Genomic DNA, 21,110 nt, shown 5'->3' on the forward strand with positions numbered 1-21,110 from the left:
GCATATTTAACAGCAGCTTAAGTATACAATGAAACGTGCGGCACATTATTTATTCTGTTAGCAGGGTGACGTAATACGATTTGTGCGCATCGTCACAGACTTAAAGGTATTCAATAAGATGAAAACGCCCCTGATCACCCGGGAAGGGTACGAGAAACTGAAACAAGAGCTGAATTATCTCTGGCGTGAAGAGCGCCCGGAAGTCACGAAAAAGGTGACCTGGGCCGCGAGCCTTGGCGACCGCAGCGAGAATGCCGACTACCAGTATAATAAAAAGCGCCTGCGTGAAATCGACCGTCGGGTTCGTTATCTTACGAAATGCATGGAAAATTTAAAAATCGTCGACTATTCACCGCAGCAGGAAGGCAAAGTGTTTTTCGGCGCGTGGGTGGAGATTGAAAATGACGACGGCGATATCCGCCGCTTTCGTATTGTCGGCTACGATGAAATTTTCGGCCGTAAGGATTACATCTCGATTGACTCGCCGATGGCGCGCGCGTTGCTGAAAAAAGAGATCGGCGACCTTGCTGTGGTCAATACGCCCGGCGGAGAAGCCAGCTGGTACGTCAACGCCATCGAGTACGTAAAATAATCCGAGAGCGCCCTCCGCGACTGGCATTTTATCGTGCCAGTCCGTATAACTATCCCCTGATTTTTGATCCTAAAGATGAAGCCTATCCATGATGAACAATTCTTTCTGCCGCATTATTGCGGGTGAAATTCAGGCACGCGCCGAACAGGTTGAAGCTGCCGTTCGCCTGCTTGATGAAGGGAACACTGTGCCGTTTATCGCACGTTATCGTAAGGAAATCACCGGCGGTCTGGATGATACACAACTGCGTAATCTGGAAACCCGACTGGGCTATCTGCGTGAACTGGAAGAGCGCCGCCAGGCCATTCTTAAGTCCATTTCTGAGCAAGGCAAGCTGACCGATGAGCTGGCTAACGCCATCAACGGCACGTTAAGTAAGACCGAGCTGGAAGACCTGTATCTCCCCTACAAACCCAAACGCCGCACCCGCGGTCAGATCGCCATTGAAGCGGGTCTTGAGCCGCTGGCGGATCTGCTGTGGAACGATCCATCGCACGATCCTGACACGGAAGCGGCGAAATTTATCGACGCCGACAAAGGCGTTGCCGACAGCAAAGCCGCCCTTGACGGCGCGCGCTACATCCTGATGGAACGGTTCGCGGAAGACGCGGCGCTGCTGGCAAAAGTGCGCGATTATCTGTGGAAAAACGCGCATCTGGTTGCCACTGTGGTCAGCGGCAAGGAAGAGGAAGGCGCGAAATTCCGCGATTATTTCGATCATCACGAACCCATTTCCGGCGTGCCGTCTCATCGCGCGCTGGCGATGTTTCGCGGCCGTAACGAAGGCGTCCTGCAACTGTCACTGAACCCCGACCCACAGTTTGATGAGCCGCCAAAACAGAGCCACGGTGAGCAGATCATTCTCGATCACCTCGGTCTGCGGCTGAACAACGCGCCAGCGGACAGCTGGCGCAAGGGCGTGGTGAGCTGGACATGGCGCATTAAAGTCCTGATGCACCTCGAAACCGAACTGATGGGCACCGTGCGTGAACGCGCGGAAGACGAGGCGATCAACGTGTTTGCCCGTAATCTGCATGACTTGCTGATGGCCGCGCCGGCGGGCCTGCGCGCAACCATGGGCCTCGATCCGGGTCTGCGTACCGGGGTGAAAGTGGCGGTGGTGGATGGTACCGGTAAGCTGGTCGCCACTGACACCATTTATCCCCATACCGGCCAGGCCGCTAAAGCCGCGATGGTCGTCGCCGCGCTGTGTGAAAAATATCACGTTGAACTGGTGGCGATTGGTAACGGTACGGCCTCGCGTGAAACCGAGCGTTTCTTCCTCGACGTGCAGAAGCAGTTCCCGAAAGTCACCGCGCAAAAAGTAATTGTCAGCGAAGCGGGCGCGTCGGTTTATTCCGCCTCTGAGCTGGCGGCGCAGGAATTTCCGGATCTTGACGTTTCCCTGCGCGGTGCGGTCTCTATCGCCCGCCGTCTGCAGGACCCGCTGGCGGAGCTGGTGAAGATCGACCCGAAATCCATCGGCGTCGGCCAGTATCAGCATGACGTCAGCCAGACACAGCTGGCGCGTAAGCTGGACGCGGTGGTGGAAGATTGCGTAAACGCCGTCGGCGTGGACCTGAACACCGCCTCCGTCCCCCTGCTGACCCGCGTGGCGGGCTTAACCCGTATGATGGCGCAAAATATCGTCGCCTGGCGCGATGAAAACGGACAATTCCAGAATCGTCAGCAGTTGCTGAAGGTAAGCCGTCTGGGGCCAAAAGCCTTTGAGCAGTGCGCGGGCTTCCTGCGCATCAATCACGGCGATAACCCGCTTGACGCCTCAACCGTCCACCCGGAAGCGTATCCGGTGGTAGAACGTATTCTGGCGGCAACCCAGCAGGCACTGAAAGATCTGATGGGTAACAGCAGCGAACTGCGCAACCTGAAAGCCGTTGACTTCACCGACGACAAATTCGGCGTGCCGACCGTGACTGACATCATCAAAGAGCTGGAAAAACCGGGGCGTGACCCGCGTCCGGAGTTCAAAACCGCGCAGTTTGCCGACGGCGTCGAAACCATGAACGACCTGCAGCCGGGGATGATTCTGGAAGGCGCCGTCACCAACGTCACCAACTTTGGCGCGTTTGTCGATATCGGCGTCCATCAGGATGGCCTGGTTCACATCTCTTCCCTGTCGAACAAGTTTGTGGAAGATCCCCATACTGTAGTGAAAGCAGGCGACATCGTGAAGGTGAAAGTGCTGGAGGTGGATCTGCAACGTAAGCGCATTGCCCTGACCATGCGTCTCGATGAACAGCCAGGAGAGACTCAGGCGCGCCGTGGGGGGACGAACGGGAACGAACGTCCCGCCGCGAAAGCCGCCAGACCGCGCGGTCGCGACGCGCAGCCGACAGGCAATAGCGCGATGATGGATGCGCTGGCGGCGGCAATGGGTAAAAAACGCTAACCCAGAAACCTGTGCCGGATAACGACACGAATGCGTCTTGTCCGGCCTGGAGGACATTGTCGCGCTGTCTGCCGGAAAGGCGGTTAACCCGCCATCCGGCAACATTCAATTCTTCTTTTACCCCCGCACTAATATTTATCACATCGTTAACAGATGAAACGATAATTAAACATTAATACTGTTAATTTATTAATTCCTCGAATCATTTCACCTGCCGACAATAAATGTTGAGCCATGTCAAAGTTGACGCAAATTATTATTCAAACCAACATTCCGTCACATTTATTCTATTGATGATAGAAACCATTCTCATTATCATTGCATTGTTGATTATTTAATCTTTCCTTCGTTGGCTAATCAGCTGGTCTCATGCCGCGTTCCTCAGCCCCATGAGGTAATAACCAGTAAGCAAGATACAAGTAGGCTCTTATGCAATTTACTCCAGATACTGCGTGGAAAATTACCGGCTTTGCCCGTGAAATAAGTCCTGCATACCGTCAGAAACTGCTTTCCCTCGGCATGCTGCCGGGTTCCTCATTTAACGTGGTGCGCGTCGCGCCCCTGGGTGATCCGGTGCATATCGAAACCCGCCGCGTCAGCCTGGTATTACGGAAAAAAGACCTGGCGTTATTAGAAGTGGAAGCGGTTTCCTGCTAATACAGTGAGTCTATAACAATGAAAAAATTAACCATTGGTTTAATTGGTAATCCAAATTCCGGCAAGACAACATTATTTAACCAGCTTACCGGCGCGCGCCAGCGCGTGGGCAACTGGGCTGGCGTGACGGTCGAACGCAAAGAAGGCCTGTTTTCTACCACTGACCACCAGGTGACGCTGGTCGACCTGCCCGGCACTTATTCTCTGACCACCATTTCGTCACAAACCTCTCTCGATGAGCAGATTGCCTGCCATTACATTCTGAGCGGCGACGCAGATCTGTTAATCAACGTCGTGGATGCCTCCAACCTCGAGCGTAACCTGTACCTGACGCTGCAATTGCTGGAGCTGGGGATCCCCTGCATTGTCGCGCTTAACATGCTGGATATCGCCGAAAAACAGCAGATCCGGATCGACATTGATGCGCTGTCCGCGCGTCTCGGCTGCCCGGTAGTTCCGCTGGTGTCCACCCGTGGACGCGGTATCGAAGCACTGAAGCTGGCGATCGATCGCCACAGCAAAAATGAAAACGTCGAATTGGTACATTATGCCCAGCCGTTGCTACGTGAAGCGGATAATCTGGCAAACCTGATGGCGCAGACCATGCCTTCGCACCAGCGTCGCTGGCTCGGTTTACAGATGCTGGAGGGCGACATTTACAGCCGCGCTTACGCCGGGGATGCCGCGCAGCAACTGGACGCCTCGTTCGCTCGCCTGAGCGAAGAGATGGACGATCCGGCGCTACACATCGCCGACGCCCGCTACCAGTGCATCGCCGCCATCTGCGACGTGGTGAGCAACACCCTGACGGCGGAGCCCAGCCGCTTCACCACGGCGGTGGACAAAATCGTCCTCAACCGCTTCCTGGGGCTGCCAGTCTTCCTGTTTGTGATGTACCTGATGTTCCTGCTCGCCATTAACATCGGCGGCGCGTTGGCGCCCATCTTCGACGCCGGTTCTGTCGCCGTCTTTATTCACGGCATCCAGTGGATTGGCTACACCCTCCACTTCCCGGACTGGCTGACCATTTTCCTCGCCCAGGGGATTGGCGGCGGTATCAATACTGTTCTGCCGCTGGTACCGCAAATCGGCATGATGTACCTGTTCCTTTCTTTCCTCGAAGACTCCGGTTACATGGCGCGCGCCGCGTTTGTCATGGACCGCCTGATGCAGGCGCTGGGGCTACCAGGAAAATCGTTTGTTCCGCTGATCGTCGGCTTTGGCTGCAACGTCCCATCGGTGATGGGCGCCCGTACGCTGGACGCGCCGCGTGAACGCCTGATGACCATCATGATGGCGCCGTTTATGTCCTGCGGCGCGCGCCTGGCGATTTTCGCCGTCTTTGCGGCCGCCTTCTTCGGGCAAAACGGCGCGCTGGCAGTGTTCTCCCTGTACGTGCTGGGCATTGTGATGGCAGTGCTGACCGGCCTGATGCTCAAACACACCATTATGCGCGGCGAAGCCTCGCCGTTTGTGATGGAACTGCCGGTTTATCATATCCCCCACATTAAAAGCCTGGTGATCCAGACCTGGCAGCGTCTGAAAGGCTTTGTACTGCGCGCCGGTAAAGTGATCGTCATCGTCAGCATCTTCCTGAGCGCGTTTAACAGCTTCTCGCTGGACGGTAAAATCGTCGACAACATCAACGACTCTGCCCTGGCTTCCGTTAGCCGCGTAATTACGCCCGTCTTCAAGCCGATCGGCGTACACGAGGATAACTGGCAGGCCACAGTAGGTCTGTTCACCGGTGCGATGGCGAAAGAAGTGGTGGTCGGTACGCTCAACACCCTTTACACCGCGGAAAACATTCAGGAAGAGGCATTTAACCCAGCTGAGTTCAGCCTTGGCGGCGAACTGCTCGACGCGCTGGAAGAAACCTGGCAGAGCCTGAAAGATACGCTCAGCCTGAGCGTTCTGGCGAACCCGATCGAAGCCAGCAAGGGTGATGGCGAAATGGCGACCGGCGCGATGGGCGTCATGGATGCGAAATTTGGCAGCGCGGCGGCGGCTTACAGCTACCTGATTTTCGTCCTGCTGTACGTTCCGTGCATCTCAGTGATGGGCGCAATCGCTCGCGAGTCCAGCCGCGGCTGGATGGGCTTCTCCATTCTGTGGGGGCTGAACATCGCATACTCGCTGTCGACCCTGTTCTATCAGGTCGCCAGCTACGGCGAACATCCAACCTATAGCCTGGTGTGCATTCTGGCGGTGATTCTGTTTAACGTCGTGGTGATTGGCCTGCTGCGTCGGGCGCGGAGCCGGGTGGATGTTAATCTGCTGGCGACGCGTAAAAGCGCCAGCGCCTGCTGCGCCGCGTCGACCACCACCGGCGACTGTCACTAAGGGCTGAACGATGGCTTCACTGATTCAGGTTCGCGATTTACTGGCGCTGCGCGGGCGCATGGAGGCGGCGCAAATCAGCCAGACGCTGCATACGCCACAGGCAATGATCGACGCGATGCTGAATCAACTGGAAACGATGGGAAAAGCCGCGCGGGTTCAGGAAGAACCCGACGGCTGCCTTTCGGGAAGCTGTAAAAGTTGTCCGGAAGGCAAAGCCTGCCTGCGCGAATGGTGGACATTGCGCTAAACCCTCCCCCGGCGCTAAAAACGATACCTTCTGCCCCGTGTCGTTTTTTGCGCGCTCCGTTCCGCGAAAATGAACCGCTTTCACCACGCGTGATGATTCCTTCGTCCTCTTTCGCAGGATGAACTTTTACCGGGTGCGGCCAACAGCCCCGACGTTTACGCTTCCGTCCTCTGACTATTTACGTGACGGAACACCATAATGACCTCAACGCCGCATGATGCGATTTTCAAAACCTTTCTCCGCCATCCCCCAACCGCGCGGGACTTCCTTAAACTCCATCTGCCCGCAGCGGTGCGACACCTCTGCGATTTGAAAACGCTGAAGCTGGAATCGGGCAGCTTTATCGAGGAACAACTGCGGGCTTATTATTCCGATATCTTGTGGTCGCTTAAAACCCGCGAAGGAGACGCCTATATCTACATTGTTATTGAGCATCAAAGCACGCCGGATGCTCACATGGCGTTTCGGCTGATGCGTTACGCCATCGCGGCGATGCAGCAGCACCTGGACGCGGGGCATAAAAAATTGCCACTGGTGGTGCCGATGCTGTTTTATCACGGCACGGAAAGTCCCTACCCATTTTCCCTTTGCTGGCTTGATGAATTTGATAACCCCTCACTGGCAAGAGAGCTTTATGCCACTGCATTTCCCCTTGTGGATATCACCGTCATACCGGATGACGAGATCATGCAGCATCGACGAATGGCGTTGCTTGAGCTGATACAAAAGCATATTCGCACCCGTGACCTGCTTGGGCTGGTGGAAAAGCTGGCGACGCTGCTTGTTAAAGGACACGCTAATGACAAACAGCTTAAAGCGCTATTTAATTATCTCTTGCGTTCCGGCGACAGCGATCGCTTTGATGAGTTTATTCACGCGGTGACCGAACGTTTACCCCAGCACAAGGAGAGGATGATGACGATTGCCGAAAGATTACGCCAGGAAGGCCATCAGCGCGGCCTGGAAAAAGGCCTTGAAAATGGATTGAAAAAGGGCATAAAAAAAGGCTTACGGTTAGGTAAACGCGAAGAAGCGCAACGCATTGCGCGCACCATGCTGGCGGATGGAATCGATCGGCGTACGGTGTCAAGAATCACCGGCCTGTCTGCCGCTGAAGTAATGCGATTAAGCCACTGATACCCTGCCCGGCGAGTGCGCGAGTGCGCGAGTGCGTGAGTGCCGGGCCTGGCAACAGGCATTACAGTGACTTTTTCAACGCAATCAGCGCTTCACAAAACGCCGCTGGATGAGAAATAAACGGGGCATGTGCCGCCTTCGTAAAGATCTGCGATTCACTCTGCGGCCACAGCGCATCCAGCACTGGCACAATCTTACGCGGCACCAGACCGTCCAGGTAACCGTACAGGCGCAGGAAAGGCACCTGCACGGCTTTCAGCGGTTCGCGCAGATCAACCGTTTTAAGGATCTCCAGTCCGCCGTTGAGCACGTCTACCGGCGGCATGGGCAACGCCAGCACCGTTTTCTTCAGCGCGCGGGCATCCTGGCGCGCCGACGCCGTGCCCATGGTTTGCAGCGCCAGAAAACGCTCAACCGTCCGCTGAAAGTCCTCACTTAGCTGCTGCTGGAAACCCGCCAATACTTCAGGCTTGATCCCCGGCCAGCCGTCACGGGCGCTAAAGCAGGGAGAGGACGCCACCGTTACCAGCGCCTGCACACGTTCAGGACGCGTTAGCGCCACCTGGCTTGCCACCAGCCCTCCCAGACTCCAGCCCAGCCAGATCGCGTTCTCTGGCGCCTGTTTCAGTACGTGAACCGCCATCTCCTCAAGCGACATCGCGCCAAACCCCTGACTGCGCCCAAAACCGGGAAGATCGACCAGATGCAGCGTGAAATGCGAGCTAAGTTCCTCGCTAATGCAATGCCACACCTCCGCATTCAGTCCCCATCCGTGCAGCAGCACAAGATGACACTTTCCCTCGCCGCGGGTCTGCCACCAAATGTCATTCATCAGTTACTGTTCTCTTTTCACTTACAAGGATGAACCTATGCTAACAGTACCGGGATTATGCTGGCTATGTCGGATGCCGCTGGCGCTAAGCCGTTGGGGTCTTTGCTCCGTCTGCCAGCGGGCGACGGGCCATCGCGTCTTGCTTTGTCCGCGCTGTGGGCTGCCTTGCGCGCATCCAACCCTGCCCTGCGGCCGCTGTCTGCAAAAACCGCCGCCGTGGCAGCGGCTGATTATGGTAAACGACTATACGCCGCCGTTGAGTACGCTTATTCACCAGCTTAAGTTTTCCCGACGCGGGGAGATCGCCCCCGCGCTGGCGCGTTTGCTGTTGCTGTCAGTGTTACAGGCACGTCGTCAGAGCGGATTCATCCGCCCAGACAGGCTGATTAGCGTTCCGCTCTGGTCGCGTCGCCACTGGCGCAGAGGATTTAATCAAAGCGAACTGCTGTGCCGACCGCTGGCGCGTTGGCTAAATTGTCCCTGGGACGATCGCTGCGTCACGCGCATACGTCCTACCGCGCCCCAGCATCATCTCAGCGCCCGACTGCGTAAACGCAACCTGAAAAACGCCTTTCGCCTTGAATTGCCGGTAAAGGGACTCCATATGGTTGTTGTGGATGATGTCGTCACTACCGGCAGTACCGTCGGGGAGCTCGCGAAGCTGCTTTTGCGCAACGGCGCGGCGACGGTCCAGGTATGGTGCCTGTGTCGAACCTTGTAGAGCCTCGATGATGGGCGTATTATAACCAACTAAAATAGTCAACTATTAGGCCATTACTATGATCCGTATTTCCGATGCTGCACAAGCGCACTTTGCCAAACTGCTGGCAAATCAGGAAGAAGGGACACAAATCCGCGTATTTGTGATCAATCCCGGTACGCCTAACGCTGAATGTGGCGTTTCTTATTGTCCGCCGGACGCCGTGGAAGCAACCGACACCGCCCTGAAATTTGATCTGCTGACTGCGTATGTTGATGAACTGAGCGCACCGTTTCTGGAAGATGCGGAAATCGATTTCGTCACCGACCAGTTAGGTTCTCAGTTAACCCTGAAAGCGCCGAACGCCAAAATGCGTAAAGTGGCTGACGATGCGCCGCTGATGGAACGCGTTGAATATATGCTGCAATCGCAGATTAACCCGCAGCTTGCCGGTCACGGCGGTCGCGTTTCACTGATGGAGATCACCGACGAAGGCTACGCCATCCTGCAGTTTGGTGGCGGCTGTAACGGGTGCTCCATGGTTGACGTCACCCTGAAAGAAGGGATCGAAAAGCAACTGCTGAACGAATTCCCGGAACTGAAAGGCGTTCGCGACCTGACTGAACACCAGCGCGGCGAACACTCATACTACTAAGTCCGGCCTCCCTTTTGCCCGGTGGGCTACCGCTTACCGGGCCTGCTCACGCGTATCTGCCTTGCACATACGGCTCTTCATCCGTCATAAAATGCCCTTCTGCTACCCCAATAATTTGACCTGCCTCGCATAATTTAAATTTTGCCTACCGGGGTGATTTTCAATCACAACATGTTACCCGTATCATTCGCATGGGCACCCAACACACACATAACATCCGACTAAACTAAATAGTTCGAAGGAAATCAGTCACGGTGCCGTTACGTCTCTGTTCCCAGTTGGGACAACCGGAAATTGTCGTCTAAACACTGACGTTACCCATAACAAAATGAAAGGCCAGGTAAATCATGCCATTAGTCATCGTTGCTATCGGTGTAATCTTGCTATTACTCCTGATGATCCGCTTCAAAATGAACGGCTTCATCGCTCTCGTCCTGGTGGCGCTTGCTGTTGGATTGATGCAAGGAATGCCGCTGGATAAAGTTATCGGCTCGATCAAAGCGGGCGTCGGCGGTACCCTGGGAAGCCTCGCCCTGATCATGGGCTTTGGCGCCATGCTGGGCAAAATGCTGGCGGACTGCGGCGGCGCACAGCGTATCGCCACCACCCTGATTGCCAAATTTGGTAAACAGCACATCCAGTGGGCCGTGGTATTAACCGGCTTTACCGTTGGCTTCGCCCTGTTCTACGAAGTGGGCTTTGTGCTGATGCTGCCGCTGGTCTTTACGATTGCGGCTGCGGCCAACATTCCGCTGCTGTACGTCGGCGTACCCATGGCGGCTGCGCTGTCCGTCACCCACGGCTTTCTGCCGCCGCACCCGGGCCCGACCGCTATCGCCACCATTTTCCAGGCCGATATGGGTAAAACGCTGCTGTTCGGTACCATCCTGGCGATCCCGACCGTCATTCTGGCAGGTCCGGTATTTGCTCGCTGCCTGAAAGGCATCGATAAGCCGATCCCGGAGGGTCTGTACAGCGCGAAAACCTTTAGCGAAGAAGAGATGCCGAGCTTTGGCGTCAGCGTCTGGACTTCGCTGGTCCCGGTTGTGCTGATGGCAATGCGCGCCGTTGCCGAAATGGTCTTGCCGAAAGGCCACGCCTTCCTGCCGGTGGCGGAGTTCTTTGGCGACCCGGTAATGGCGACACTGATTGCGGTGCTGATCGCCCTGTTCACCTTCGGCCTGAACCGTGGTCGTTCGATGGATCAGATTAACGATACCCTGACTTCTTCGATCAAAATTATCGCCATGATGCTGTTGATCATCGGCGGCGGCGGTGCGTTCAAACAGGTGCTGGTTGACAGCGGCGTGGACAAATACATCGCGTCAATGATGCATGAAACCAACATTTCCCCGCTCCTGATGGCGTGGTCTATCGCAGCCGTTCTGCGTATCGCGCTGGGTTCTGCAACCGTTGCAGCAATTACCGCTGGCGGGATTGTCGCGCCGCTGATTGCCACAACCGGCGTGAGTCCTGAGCTAATGGTGATTGCAGTTGGCTCCGGTAGCGTGATTTTCTCTCACGTGAACGATCCGGGCTTCTGGCTGTTTAAAGAATACTTCAACCTGACAATCGGCGAGACCATCAAGTCCTGGTCGATGCTGGAAACCATTATCTCAGTCTGCGGCCTGATTGGCTGTCTGCTGCTGGGGATGGTGGTCTGATCGCTTTCTGTGCCGGATGGCGACACGAAACGTCGTATCCGGCACATCATCAGGACAGTAAAAACCCGTCTTTCGACGGGTTTTGTTTTACCTCTTCTTCGTGGCCGCGCGTCGCCGCTTGTCCAGATCCTTAATCAGTTTATTCACCTTTTCATCCGCAAACATCGCTTCAAGCGTGGCGGACAGCTTACGACGCCAGTTTTTGTACTGATAGCTGGTGCCCGGAATGTTCACCGGTTCCGCCATATCCAGCCAGTCTTCCGGCTGTAAACCCAACAGGGCGCTGTGACTGTCGGCGATATATCGCTGCATACCGCGATTCAGCGTTGGCGTCATCGCCATCAGCGAAGCCTTATGCCCGGCGCGTTTAGGCAGACAGCCATACTTGTGCAGAGCGTCCAGCAGCCCCTGCTTCGCCAGCTCGCGATCCTGATACAGGCCGCGCAGCACGACGTCGTCAGGATACAGCCCCAGCGTTTTTCCAAGCGTCAGGTCTCCGCTCTCCCAGTAGCCTCGCAGCGTAGGGAGGTCATGCGTCGTCGCGACAGCCATTGATTGTTCCGGATACGCTTTCGGCGCACGGTAGGTCTTCTCATGATCGTTCTCGAAGTAGAGGACTTTGTACGAGTACACGCCGCTGTCACGCAGCTTGCCAACAATCTCCACCGGCACCGTACCCAAATCTTCCCCAATCACCATGCACTGATGCCGGTGGCTTTCAAGCGCCAGAATCGACAGCAGATCGTCGACCGGATAATGAACATACGCGCCGTGGTCGGCGGTTTCACCATACGGGATCCACCACAGACGCAGCATCGACATCACGTGGTCGATACGCAGCGCGCCACAGTTCTGCATATTGGCGCGCAGCAGCTCAATAAATGGTTCGTAAGCACGCGCCGCCATAATATGCGGATCCATTGGCGGCAGCCCCCAGTTTTGCCCAAGCGGACCGAGAATATCCGGCGGCGCGCCAACCGACGCTTTCAGGCAATACAGCTCGCGATCGCACCAGGTTTCCGCCCCGCCTTCCGCCACGCCTACCGCCAGATCACGGTACAGGCCGACCGGCATGCTATAGCCCTGGCTGGTTTCCCAGCACGCCGCAAACTGGGTGTACGCCAGCCACTGTAGCCAGAGATAAAAATCCACTTCGTCGCGGTGTGCGTCACAAAAGGCTTTGACCGCCGGTGAGTCCACCGACTGATACGCCTGCGGCCAGACCGGCCACCCCCAGCGCAGTTCGTCTTCTTTCACCTGTGCGGCATGCAACGCATCAAACACCGCCTGCCAGTAGAGGCTTTCACCTTCCTGCGCCACAAAATGGCGGAACGCCGCCATCTGCTCATCATCACGCACGGCAAAGCGTTTCCACGCCATGCGCAGAGCCGCCAATTTAAGCGCGGTGACGGTCGAATAATCGACCCATTCGGCCTCCCGCGCCTGCTTCAACGCTTGCTGCGTGGTTGGCATTTGCCACCATGCCTGCGCCTCTTCACTCAGACGGAAATCGTCGACCGCATTCACGTCAATATAAATCACGTTCAGCCAACGGCGTGACGATGGGCTATAAGGGCTGGCGCTTTCAGGGTTGGCAGGATAAAGCGCGTGAATCGGATTTAATCCAATAAACGCCCCGCCGCGTTTGGCGACGTCAACCAGCATGGCTTTCAGATCGCCGAAATCGCCAATTCCCCAGTTGTTGTCTGAGCGCAGCGTATAAAGCTGCACGCACGCGCCCCACAATTTTTTACCGTCCAGTAATGCCTGCGGTTCATAGCAGCGCTTCGGCGCGACAATGATCCGGCAATGGCTGCGCTGCTCCCCTTGCGTCAGCGTCAGCGAGTGATAACCGGGCGGCAGCTTCGCCGGCAGGTTGAACGCTTTGCCGCCTGTCGCATGGCCTTTAAACGGCTCGCCCTGTTCGGTCGTCAACAGCCAGCTAAACTCGCCTTTGCCTTCGACGGTGAACGACATTTTTTTGCCCGCGGTAAACACCCTGACGCCCGGCACAGGCGTCGCCGCCGCCTTCGCGGCGTCGGGGATACGGTGCATTGCGTCCAGCAAACGCCGCTTGGTTTCGGCGCCAATTGACTGCGGTTTGCCGTGGGCATTGATGTAATGGGGGCTGATCCCCGCCGCCAGCGCGGCATTATCAAGACGTTTGCTCTCCATCGCGCTCCCTTAGCGTTTGGCCTGCCAGATACGGGTCTGATAATCACGGATAGAACGATCCGAGCTGAACATGCCGCAGCGCGCAGAGTTCAGGATCGCCGCGCGAGTCCAACCCTCCGGGTCACGGTACAGCACATCCACCTGCTTCTGCGCCTCTACGTAAGCGGCGAAATCGGCCATCACCAGATACGGGTCGCCGCCCTGCTTGCCGATGCTGTGCAGCATCGGGTCGAAAGCGTGCTTGTCGCCGTCGCTGTACTTACCGCTTTCCAGCTCTTTCAGCACCGCATCCAGCAGCTTATCTTTCTTACGCCACTTCACCGGGTCGTAGCCTTTCGCCTTCAGGGCTTTCACTTCTTCCACGGTATGGCCGAAAATAAAGATGTTTTCATCACCAACTTTCTCGGCGATTTCGACATTCGCCCCGTCCAGCGTACCGACCGTCAGCGCGCCGTTCAGCGCCAGCTTCATATTGCCGGTTCCGGAGGCTTCTTTACCCGCCGTGGAGATTTGCTCCGAGATATCCGCCGCTGGGATCAGCATTTCCGCCGCCGACACGCAGTAGTCCGGCAGGAACACCACTTTCAGCTTATCGCCGACCTTCGGATCGTTGTTGATGGTGTCCGCCACTTTATTAATAGCGAAGATGATATTTTTCGCCAGGTAGTAGCCCGGCGCCGCCTTCGCGCCAAACAGGAACACGCGCGGCACACGGTCAGCCTGGGGGTTTTCGCGGATCTCTTTATACAGCGCCACAATATGCAGCAGGTTCAGATGCTGGCGTTTGTACTCATGCAGGCGCTTAATCTGAATGTCAAAAATCGCCTGCGGGTTAATCGCAATACCGGTACGCGCTTTTACAAACTCGGCCAGACGTACTTTGTTAGCCTGTTTGATGTCGCGCCAGGTCTGACGGAATTTCGCGTCGTCAGCGTACTTCTCAAGGTTGATCAACTGATCGAGATCGTTGGCCCACTCTTTTTTCAGCGTCTTATCCAACAGCGCCGCCAACTGCGGGTTGCACTGTTTGATCCAGCGGCGCGGGGTAATGCCGTTGGTGACATTGTGGAATTTGTTTGGCCACAGCTGGTGGTATTCGGGGAACAGATCTTTCACCACCAGATCGGAGTGCAGTGCCGCCACGCCGTTAACCGCAAAGCCGCTGACCACGCACAGGTTCGCCATGCGCACCTGTTTGTCATGCACCACCGCCAGCTTCGCCCAGACCTGCTTGTCGCCAGGCCAGGTTTTATCGACCAGCGTTTTAAAGCGGGTGTTAATCTCTTTAATAATCTGCATATGACGCGGCAGCAGCGCTTTTACCAGCTTCTCATCCCAACACTCCAGCGCTTCCGGCATCAGGGTGTGGTTGGTGTAGGCGAAGGTGCGGCTGGTGATCGCCCAGGCGTCATCCCAGTTCATCTGATGTTCGTCAATCAGCACACGCAGCAGTTCCGGGATCGCAATGGTCGGATGGGTGTCGTTCAGTTGAATGACTTCGTAATCCGCCAGCTCGTGCAGCTTACGCCCCGCCAGATGATGGCGACGCAGAATGTCGGCCACCGAGCAGGCGCACTGGAAATATTGCTGCATCAGGCGCAGCTTTTTGCCAGCGGTATGGTTGTCGTTCGGGTAGAGCACTTTGGTCAGTTTGTCAGCATCGATGCCCTGTTGCTCGGCACGCAGGAAATCGCCGTCGTTAAATTTGGTCAGGTTAAACGGATGCGCATGGGTGGCTTGCCACAGACGCAGCGGTTGCGCTACGCCGTTACGGTAACCCAGTACCGGCAGATCCCACGCCTGCCCGGTGATCGTAAAGCCAGGCTCCCAGCGCCCGTCCTTCGTTACTTTCCCGCCGATCCCCACCTGCACGTCAAGCGCTTCATTATGGCGGAACCACGGGTAGCTACCGCGATGCCAGTCGTCCGGCGCTTCCATTTGCTTACCGTCGGCAAACGACTGGCGGAACAGCCCGTACTGGTAGTTGAGGCCATAGCCGGTCGCAGACTGTCCGACGGTCGCCATGGAATCAAGGAAGCAGGCCGCCAGACGGCCCAGCCCCCCGTTGCCCAGCGCCGGGTCAATCTCTTCTTCCAGCAGGTCAGTGAGGTGAACGCCGTGTGCTTTCAGCGTCTCGCTCACCCCTTCATACCAGCCCAAATTCAACAGGTTATTACCGGTCAGGCGTCCAATCAGAAACTCCATTGAAATGTAGTTCACATGGCGCTGGTTTTTCACCGGCTTCGCCACAGGTTGGGCGCTGAGTAATTCCGCCAGCGCGCCGCTGACCGCCTGCCACCACTGGCGGGACGTCATCTCGTGAGCTGACAGTAAACCGAAACGCTGCCACTGACGCGTCAGGGCAGCCTGAAATTGCTCTTGATTGAAGGTAGGCTGTGACATAGGAATTCCGGGTCCTTTGGTAATAAAACAACGTTATCGCTAGTTTGCCTGGCTCATTGTTGACCTTCCTCATCCCACCCGGGATTAGACAGGGAGGAGTAGTGGGGATGAGCGCAAAAATGTGATCGAGGCCACTTTCGCGCATCTTTCCCTGCGGTTCAGCTTACCGTCACTTGCTTATTTTAACCCAAATTTGGTCTGGCCAGACCAACCTCCGTGAATGGGGATGAATCGCCTGTCCGGTATATATGAGAATGTGTTACGACGTCTTTTATTATTACTGGAATGCCATAATAAAAATAGTTGAATTACCGATATAACACGCGCACACTTAAATAGCTTTATTTCAATATATTATTTACGCAAATATGTTATAAGGAAATAATATGGCTCATTTATCCTGGCTTACGCTAAAGGGAGAGTTACAGGGTGATATCTCGGCCCGGTGCGGCTCACGGAATTCGATTGGTAATAAATCTCAAGCCAGTCATATTGATCAGATAATGATTTACGCACTTGAGCATGAAACATCCCGCCAGCAAAATGTTTGCCATCATGAATTGCAAATCATCAAGCCCGTTGACCGTTCGTCGCCGTTACTCAACAAAGCTATAAATGATAACGAAACGCTTGAGTGTGAGATCCATCTCTATCGGGTTAATCCGGAAGGGCATCAAGAGATTTATTATAAAATAAAGTTATTCAAAGCGCATATTTCTAGCATCAAAATGATAGTACCACATAATATTATTGAAAATGGTAACGAAGCACAGGAACGCGTTTGTTTTACGTATGAATCCATCAGTTGGGAACACTGTATAGCGAGCACCAGCGCTTTCAGTTTCTGGAACGACCGTCTTTTCTGAATCTGGACAGCTTATATAAGGGAATAGTATGCGTCACCGACCCTCTTCGTTATACAACACCGATCATTACAGGGAAGATCCACTACGCGATTCATCAGACTTCCGCTGGCATTCAATGAATCCTGCGCTGCGTGATATGGCTTTTATGGATGGTTCATTTATTACCCAACATCATCACATTCTCCTGCTGACCCTGGAAGAAGCGCAGCAAGTTATCGACGATTTGATGGGTGGCGTCGATCGTTTTTTTTCATATCGGGCAGGGCCTGGCAATATAAAGGATGGGCTGGATGCCTTTCGCAGTCTGACAAAGCTCACCACCTGGTACAACCCTGCTAAGGAGTTGATGTTTAACTTTGATGTTTTGAAAATCAAAGCCATTGAATACAAAGTGGGCGGTAAAACCTATATAAAAATTACCGGATACCCCGGCTTACGGCGCATACTTACCGGTACTCGCTACGGCGCTAATCACCCGCAAATACTGGAAATGGCCATCGGTAAACAGGGGCTTTACCACAACATCCGCAACGGAGTCAGATATTGCATCTATTTTTCGCTGGCCTGGCGAGCTATCGAACTCATTTTTAAGTCTGACTATAACCTGACTGATTTTCTGGTCGATATCACAATGGATATGGCAAAAGCTGTGGTGTCGGGAGTTTTGATTGGGTTAGTCGCAGGCGTTTTGGCTTTGATGAGTTCACCGGTAATAGTCACCACGACTATCATTGTTGTTATGGGTTTAATCTTTAACAACAGATTAAATGTTATTGATGAAAAAGCAGGGCTATCAAGTGAATTAAAAAATAAATTGCATGACTATACGTTTAATCATAAACATTATGATTGCGGATCCTCCCACCCCAACTTTTACTCATTCTGAGGAGGGATAATGAAGAAGAGTCATTTGCGTCTTTGCGCTATTGCGCTTATTCTTTTTTTCCTCGAAAACCTGCATTTTTTGTTATTTGGCAGGGTAATGGCTGACTTTTTATCTTTAATCAGCATGGGGGATAGGATCTCTTATAATAAAACATGCGTACTTATTGGCGCGATACCTTTAGTCATGTATGTTGTTGTTGCTATGGTTAGGGTTTTATTTAGCAAAGACGTAAAGTACCAGGCACTTCCAGACCCTTATGAAAAATGGGTGCTTCTTACCATTACCTTTTCTTTTATCCTTGGTCTCATTGCTGATTGCATTATCCCTTTTTTATTCATGGCGTTGTCTTACCATTCCTGCCCTCAGGACACGCTTCGCGATTATCATGTAACCGATATCGCGCTCTGCAAAACGCTCGTCGATAATCGTAGTTTCTGGTGATGATCCTTAAACAACGTCTGTTGCCAGAAAAATACTGCTGCTATTTCAAACCGTTTTCTGCTGCTTCGCCGCAGGGCATTTTTAATAATAATTTATCACCGTAAGTTACAATTAACGCGGTCACTTTCATGAATGCAAGCCCTTGCAAACTGTAATTATTCTTCAGCAAGAGTAAAAAACCCAACGTCATGCCGGGCAAACCAGACCCGACGCGGATTAGGCTTCAGAAAAATTTGTGATGCAGTGCAAATTAAGGCAGTCCATTACCGGACATAACTTGCAAAAGTTTCTAATCTGGCCGACCTTATAACCATTAATTACGAAGCGCAAAAAAAATCGCAGTTCCCCCATTTTCCACAGTGAAGTGTTAACTATGTTGATTCCGTCTAAACTAAGTCGTCCGGTTCGTCTCGACCATACGGTGGTTCGCGAGCGCCTGTTGGCTAAACTTTCCGGCGCGAACAATTACAGGCTCGCCCTGATCACAAGTCCTGCGGGATATGGGAAAACCACGCTGGTTTCACAATGGGCCGCAGGCAAAACCGATCTCGGCTGGTATTCGCTGGATGAAGGTGACAACCAGCAGGAACGGTTTGCCAGCTATCTGATTGCGGCAATTCAACAGGCCACCAACGGACACTGCGCCACCAGTGAAGTGATGGTGCAAAAACGCCAGTACGTCAGTCTGACCTCGCTGTTTGCGCAGCTGTTTATTGAACTGGCCGAATGGCATCGCCCGCTGTACCTGGTTATCGACGACTACCACCTGATCACCAATCCGGTGATTCACGAATCCATGCGCTTCTTCCTGCGCCATCAGCCGGAAAATCTTACCCTGGTGGTGCTGTCGCGTAATTTACCGCAGTTAGGCATTGCCAATCTGCGCGTACGCGATCAGCTTCTGGAGATCGGCAGCCAGCAGTTGGCCTTTAATCATCAGGAAGCGAAGCAGTTTTTCGATCGCCGTTTATCCTCCCCCATTGAAGCGGCTGAAAGTAGCCGGATGTGCGACGACGTTGCCGGTTGGGCGACAGCCCTGCAGCTGATCGCCCTCTCTGCACGGCAAAATAACAACTCAGCCCACCAGTCCGCACGCCGACTGGCAGGCATCAACGCCAGCCATCTCTCAGATTATCTGGTTGATGAAGTGCTCGACAGCGTCGACGTCAGCACCCGTCATTTCCTGCTGAAAAGCGCCATTCTGCGATCAATGAACGATGCGCTGATCGTCCGGGTGACCGGTGAAGAAAACGGTCAAATGCGCCTGGAGGAGATCGAGCGTCAGGGTTTATTCCTGCAACGAATGGATGACACCGGCGAATGGTTCAGCTACCACCCACTGTTTGGTAGCTTCCTGCGCCAGCGCTGCCAGTGGGAACTGGCGACAGAACTGCCGGAGATTCACCGCGCCGCCGCCGAAAGCTGGATGGCGCAGGGCTTCCCGAGCGAAGCTATCCACCACGCGCTGGCGGCAGGTGACGCGCATATGCTGCGCGATATCTTGTTGAATCACGCCTGGGGTCTGTTCAACCACAGCGAACTGGCGCTGCTGGAAGAGTCACTCAAAGCGCTGCCGTGGGAAAGTTTGCTGGAAAACCCGCGCCTGGTGCTGCTCCAGGCCTGGCTGATGCAGAGCCAGCACCGCTACAGCGAAGTGAATACTCTGCTGGCGCGCGCCGAACAAGAGATCAAAGGCGTGATGGACAGCACCCTGCATGCCGAATTTAACGCGCTGCGGGCGCAGGTGGCGATCAACGACGGCAACCCTGACGAAGCGGAGCGCCTGGCGAAACTGGCGCTGGACGAACTGCCCATTGCCTGGTTCTATAGCCGCATTGTCGCCACCTCGGTGCACGGCGAAGTGCTGCACTGTAAAGGCGACCTCTCCCGCTCGTTGGCGCTGATGCAGCAGACCGAGCAGATGGCGCGTCAACATGACGTCTGGCACTACGCGCTGTGGAGTCTGATCCAGCAAAGCGAAATCTTGTTTGCCCAGGGCTTTTTGCAGGCCGCCTGGGAAACACAGGAAAAAGCGTTCCAGTTGATCAAAGATCAGCATCTGGAACAGTTGCCGATGCACGAGTTCCTGGTACGCATCCGCGCACAGTTACTGTGGGCATGGGCGCGTCTGGACGAAGCGGAAGCCTCTGCCCGTAGCGGCATTGAAGTGCTTTCCACCTTCCAGCCCCAGCAGCAGCTTCAGTGTCTGGCCCTGCTGATCCAGTGCTCGCTGGCGCGCGGCGATCTGGATAATGCCCGCAGCCATCTTAACCGTCTGGAAAACCTGCTCGGCAACGGTCACTATCATAGCGACTGGATCTCCAACGCCGACAAAGTACGGGTAATCTACTGGCAGATGACCGGCGATAAAAAGTCCGCCGCTAACTGGTTGCGCCACACACCGAAACCGGAGTTTGCCAATAACCACTTCCTGCAGGGCCAGTGGCGCAACATTGCCCGCGCGCAGATCCTGCTGGGGGAATTCGAACCCGCGGAAATCGTGCTTGAAGAACTGAATGAGAATGCGCGCAGCCTACGGCTGATGAGCGATCTCAACCGTAACCTGCTGCTCCTGAACCAACTTTACTGGCAGGCAGGGCGGAAAAACGACGCCCAGCGCGTGCTGCTCGACGCCTTACAGCTTGCCAACCGCACCGGTTTTATCAGCCATTTTGTGATTGAAGGCGAAGCGATGGCGCAGCAGTTACGCCAGTTGATTCAACTGAATACCTTGCCGGAGCTGGACCAGCATCGCGCCCAGCGGATCTTGCGCGAAATTAACCAGCATCACCGTCACAAGTTTGCCCACTTCGACGAAGGCTTTGTCGAGCGTCTGCTGAACCATCCGGAAGTGCCGGAGCTGATCCGCACCAGCCCACTGACCCAACGTGAATGGCAGGTGCTGGGGCTGATTTACTCCGGGTACAGCAACGAGCAGATCGCCGGCGAGCTGGCCGTCGCCGCGACCACCATCAAAACCCATATCCGCAACCTGTATCAGAAACTTGGCGTGGCGCACCGTCAGGACGCGGTACAGCATGCGCAGCAGTTGCTAAAAATGATGGGTTATGGGGTGTAATTATCCCGTCAGGGCGGCCAGGG

General features: G+C 54.8%; 16 protein-coding genes. 13 read left to right on the top strand and 3 right to left on the bottom strand.

Features of this window, described 5'->3' with window-relative positions; all coding sequences use genetic code 11:
* The first annotated feature begins 118 nt into the window (after positions 1-118).
* The 6 genes from greB to OOJ60_RS11005 all read left to right on the top strand — a co-directional run bounded on the left by greB (position 119) and on the right by OOJ60_RS11005 (position 7,386).
* Entirely contained in the window at positions 119-592 is a 474-nt protein-coding gene (gene greB / locus OOJ60_RS10980; protein ID WP_042286394.1) for a transcription elongation factor GreB, read from the top strand.
* 88 nt (positions 593-680) lie between these two features.
* Entirely contained in the window at positions 681-3,002 is a 2,322-nt protein-coding gene (locus tag OOJ60_RS10985; protein WP_205612553.1) for a Tex family protein, read from the top strand.
* Between the two features lie 429 nt (positions 3,003-3,431).
* The gene (gene feoA, locus OOJ60_RS10990) at positions 3,432-3,659 is read left to right on the top strand and encodes a ferrous iron transporter A (protein ID WP_012908346.1); all 228 of its coding nucleotides are present in this window, start codon (positions 3,432-3,434) and stop codon (positions 3,657-3,659) included.
* A gap of 18 nt (positions 3,660-3,677) precedes the next feature.
* Positions 3,678-6,002 carry a Fe(2+) transporter permease subunit FeoB gene (feoB, locus tag OOJ60_RS10995; RefSeq protein ID WP_042286400.1) on the top strand — a complete coding sequence of 775 codons (2,325 nt, stop codon included), beginning with the start codon at positions 3,678-3,680 and terminating at the stop codon, positions 6,000-6,002.
* A 10-nt stretch (positions 6,003-6,012) separates the two neighbouring features.
* The gene (feoC, locus tag OOJ60_RS11000) at positions 6,013-6,249 is read left to right on the top strand and encodes a [Fe-S]-dependent transcriptional repressor FeoC (RefSeq protein WP_200035603.1); all 237 of its coding nucleotides are present in this window, start codon (positions 6,013-6,015) and stop codon (positions 6,247-6,249) included.
* Positions 6,250-6,447: 198 nt separating this feature from the next.
* A complete protein-coding gene (locus OOJ60_RS11005; protein ID WP_205612554.1) occupies positions 6,448-7,386 on the top strand; it encodes an Rpn family recombination-promoting nuclease/putative transposase in 939 nt (312 codons plus the stop codon).
* A 61-nt stretch (positions 7,387-7,447) separates the two neighbouring features.
* Here the strand turns inward: OOJ60_RS11005 and bioH are convergent, their stop codons facing one another.
* Positions 7,448-8,218 (bottom strand): pimeloyl-ACP methyl ester esterase BioH, encoded by a 771-nt coding sequence (gene bioH, locus OOJ60_RS11010; RefSeq protein ID WP_205612555.1) that lies wholly within the window; start codon positions 8,216-8,218, stop codon positions 7,448-7,450.
* A 37-nt stretch (positions 8,219-8,255) separates the two neighbouring features.
* On the opposite strand from bioH, the gene gntX reads away from it, so the two are divergent.
* The 3 genes from gntX to gntT all read left to right on the top strand — a co-directional run bounded on the left by gntX (position 8,256) and on the right by gntT (position 11,237).
* Complete coding sequence (gene gntX, locus OOJ60_RS11015) at positions 8,256-8,939, top strand: DNA utilization protein GntX (RefSeq protein WP_060571176.1); 684 nt, start codon at positions 8,256-8,258, stop codon at positions 8,937-8,939.
* Between the two features lie 58 nt (positions 8,940-8,997).
* Entirely contained in the window at positions 8,998-9,573 is a 576-nt protein-coding gene (gene nfuA, locus OOJ60_RS11020; RefSeq protein ID WP_012908340.1) for a Fe-S biogenesis protein NfuA, read from the top strand.
* Between the two features lie 347 nt (positions 9,574-9,920).
* The gene (gene gntT, locus OOJ60_RS11025; RefSeq protein WP_042286414.1) at positions 9,921-11,237 is read left to right on the top strand and encodes a gluconate transporter; all 1,317 of its coding nucleotides are present in this window, start codon (positions 9,921-9,923) and stop codon (positions 11,235-11,237) included.
* A gap of 87 nt (positions 11,238-11,324) precedes the next feature.
* Here the strand turns inward: gntT and malQ are convergent, their stop codons facing one another.
* Together malQ and malP are read right to left on the bottom strand one after the other, a co-directional pair.
* Positions 11,325-13,412: a 4-alpha-glucanotransferase gene (gene malQ / locus OOJ60_RS11030; RefSeq protein WP_205612556.1), complete on the bottom strand. Its 2,088-nt coding sequence runs from the start codon at positions 13,410-13,412 to the stop codon at positions 11,325-11,327.
* A 9-nt stretch (positions 13,413-13,421) separates the two neighbouring features.
* The gene (malP, locus tag OOJ60_RS11035) at positions 13,422-15,815 is read right to left on the bottom strand and encodes a maltodextrin phosphorylase (protein WP_205612557.1); all 2,394 of its coding nucleotides are present in this window, start codon (positions 15,813-15,815) and stop codon (positions 13,422-13,424) included.
* Positions 15,816-16,201: 386 nt separating this feature from the next.
* Here malP and OOJ60_RS11040 point away from each other — a divergent pair, with 386 nt between their 5' ends.
* The 4 genes from OOJ60_RS11040 to malT all read left to right on the top strand — a co-directional run bounded on the left by OOJ60_RS11040 (position 16,202) and on the right by malT (position 21,087).
* Positions 16,202-16,681, top strand: coding sequence for an Hcp family type VI secretion system effector (locus OOJ60_RS11040; protein WP_042286423.1), 480 nt, complete (start codon positions 16,202-16,204; stop codon positions 16,679-16,681).
* A 28-nt stretch (positions 16,682-16,709) separates the two neighbouring features.
* Positions 16,710-17,567, top strand: coding sequence for a hypothetical protein (locus tag OOJ60_RS11045; protein ID WP_205612558.1), 858 nt, complete (start codon positions 16,710-16,712; stop codon positions 17,565-17,567).
* 9 nt (positions 17,568-17,576) lie between these two features.
* The gene (locus OOJ60_RS11050) at positions 17,577-18,008 is read left to right on the top strand and encodes a DUF1240 domain-containing protein (protein ID WP_205612559.1); all 432 of its coding nucleotides are present in this window, start codon (positions 17,577-17,579) and stop codon (positions 18,006-18,008) included.
* Between the two features lie 373 nt (positions 18,009-18,381).
* Positions 18,382-21,087, top strand: a complete 2,706-nt coding sequence (gene malT, locus OOJ60_RS11055; RefSeq protein WP_060571170.1) for an HTH-type transcriptional regulator MalT — start codon at positions 18,382-18,384, stop codon at positions 21,085-21,087.
* Positions 21,088-21,110: the final 23 nt, after the last annotated feature.

Source organism: Citrobacter sp. R4 (assembly GCF_026719175.1).
Classification (GTDB): domain Bacteria; phylum Pseudomonadota; class Gammaproteobacteria; order Enterobacterales; family Enterobacteriaceae; genus Citrobacter_A; species Citrobacter_A sedlakii.

Bases quoted from the DNA above. Each gene is read 5' to 3' on its own strand.
- feoB (WP_042286400.1), top strand. From the start codon at position 3,678: ATGAAAAAATTAACCATTGGTTTAATTGGTAATCCAAATTCCGGCAAG.
- malT (WP_060571170.1), top strand. From the start codon at position 18,382: ATGTTGATTCCGTCTAAACTAAGTCGTCCGGTTCGTCTCGACCATACG.
- greB (WP_042286394.1), top strand. From the start codon at position 119: ATGAAAACGCCCCTGATCACCCGGGAAGGGTACGAGAAACTGAAACAA.
- feoA (WP_012908346.1), top strand. From the start codon at position 3,432: ATGCAATTTACTCCAGATACTGCGTGGAAAATTACCGGCTTTGCCCGT.
- gntX (WP_060571176.1), top strand. From the start codon at position 8,256: ATGCTAACAGTACCGGGATTATGCTGGCTATGTCGGATGCCGCTGGCG.
- gntT (WP_042286414.1), top strand. From the start codon at position 9,921: ATGCCATTAGTCATCGTTGCTATCGGTGTAATCTTGCTATTACTCCTG.
- bioH (WP_205612555.1), bottom strand. From the start codon at position 8,218: ATGAATGACATTTGGTGGCAGACCCGCGGCGAGGGAAAGTGTCATCTT.
- malQ (WP_205612556.1), bottom strand. From the start codon at position 13,412: ATGGAGAGCAAACGTCTTGATAATGCCGCGCTGGCGGCGGGGATCAGC.
- OOJ60_RS11045 (WP_205612558.1), top strand. From the start codon at position 16,710: ATGCGTCACCGACCCTCTTCGTTATACAACACCGATCATTACAGGGAA.
- OOJ60_RS11050 (WP_205612559.1), top strand. From the start codon at position 17,577: ATGAAGAAGAGTCATTTGCGTCTTTGCGCTATTGCGCTTATTCTTTTT.
- feoC (WP_200035603.1), top strand. From the start codon at position 6,013: ATGGCTTCACTGATTCAGGTTCGCGATTTACTGGCGCTGCGCGGGCGC.
- OOJ60_RS11040 (WP_042286423.1), top strand. From the start codon at position 16,202: ATGGCTCATTTATCCTGGCTTACGCTAAAGGGAGAGTTACAGGGTGAT.
- OOJ60_RS11005 (WP_205612554.1), top strand. From the start codon at position 6,448: ATGACCTCAACGCCGCATGATGCGATTTTCAAAACCTTTCTCCGCCAT.
- OOJ60_RS10985 (WP_205612553.1), top strand. From the start codon at position 681: ATGATGAACAATTCTTTCTGCCGCATTATTGCGGGTGAAATTCAGGCA.
- malP (WP_205612557.1), bottom strand. From the start codon at position 15,815: ATGTCACAGCCTACCTTCAATCAAGAGCAATTTCAGGCTGCCCTGACG.
- nfuA (WP_012908340.1), top strand. From the start codon at position 8,998: ATGATCCGTATTTCCGATGCTGCACAAGCGCACTTTGCCAAACTGCTG.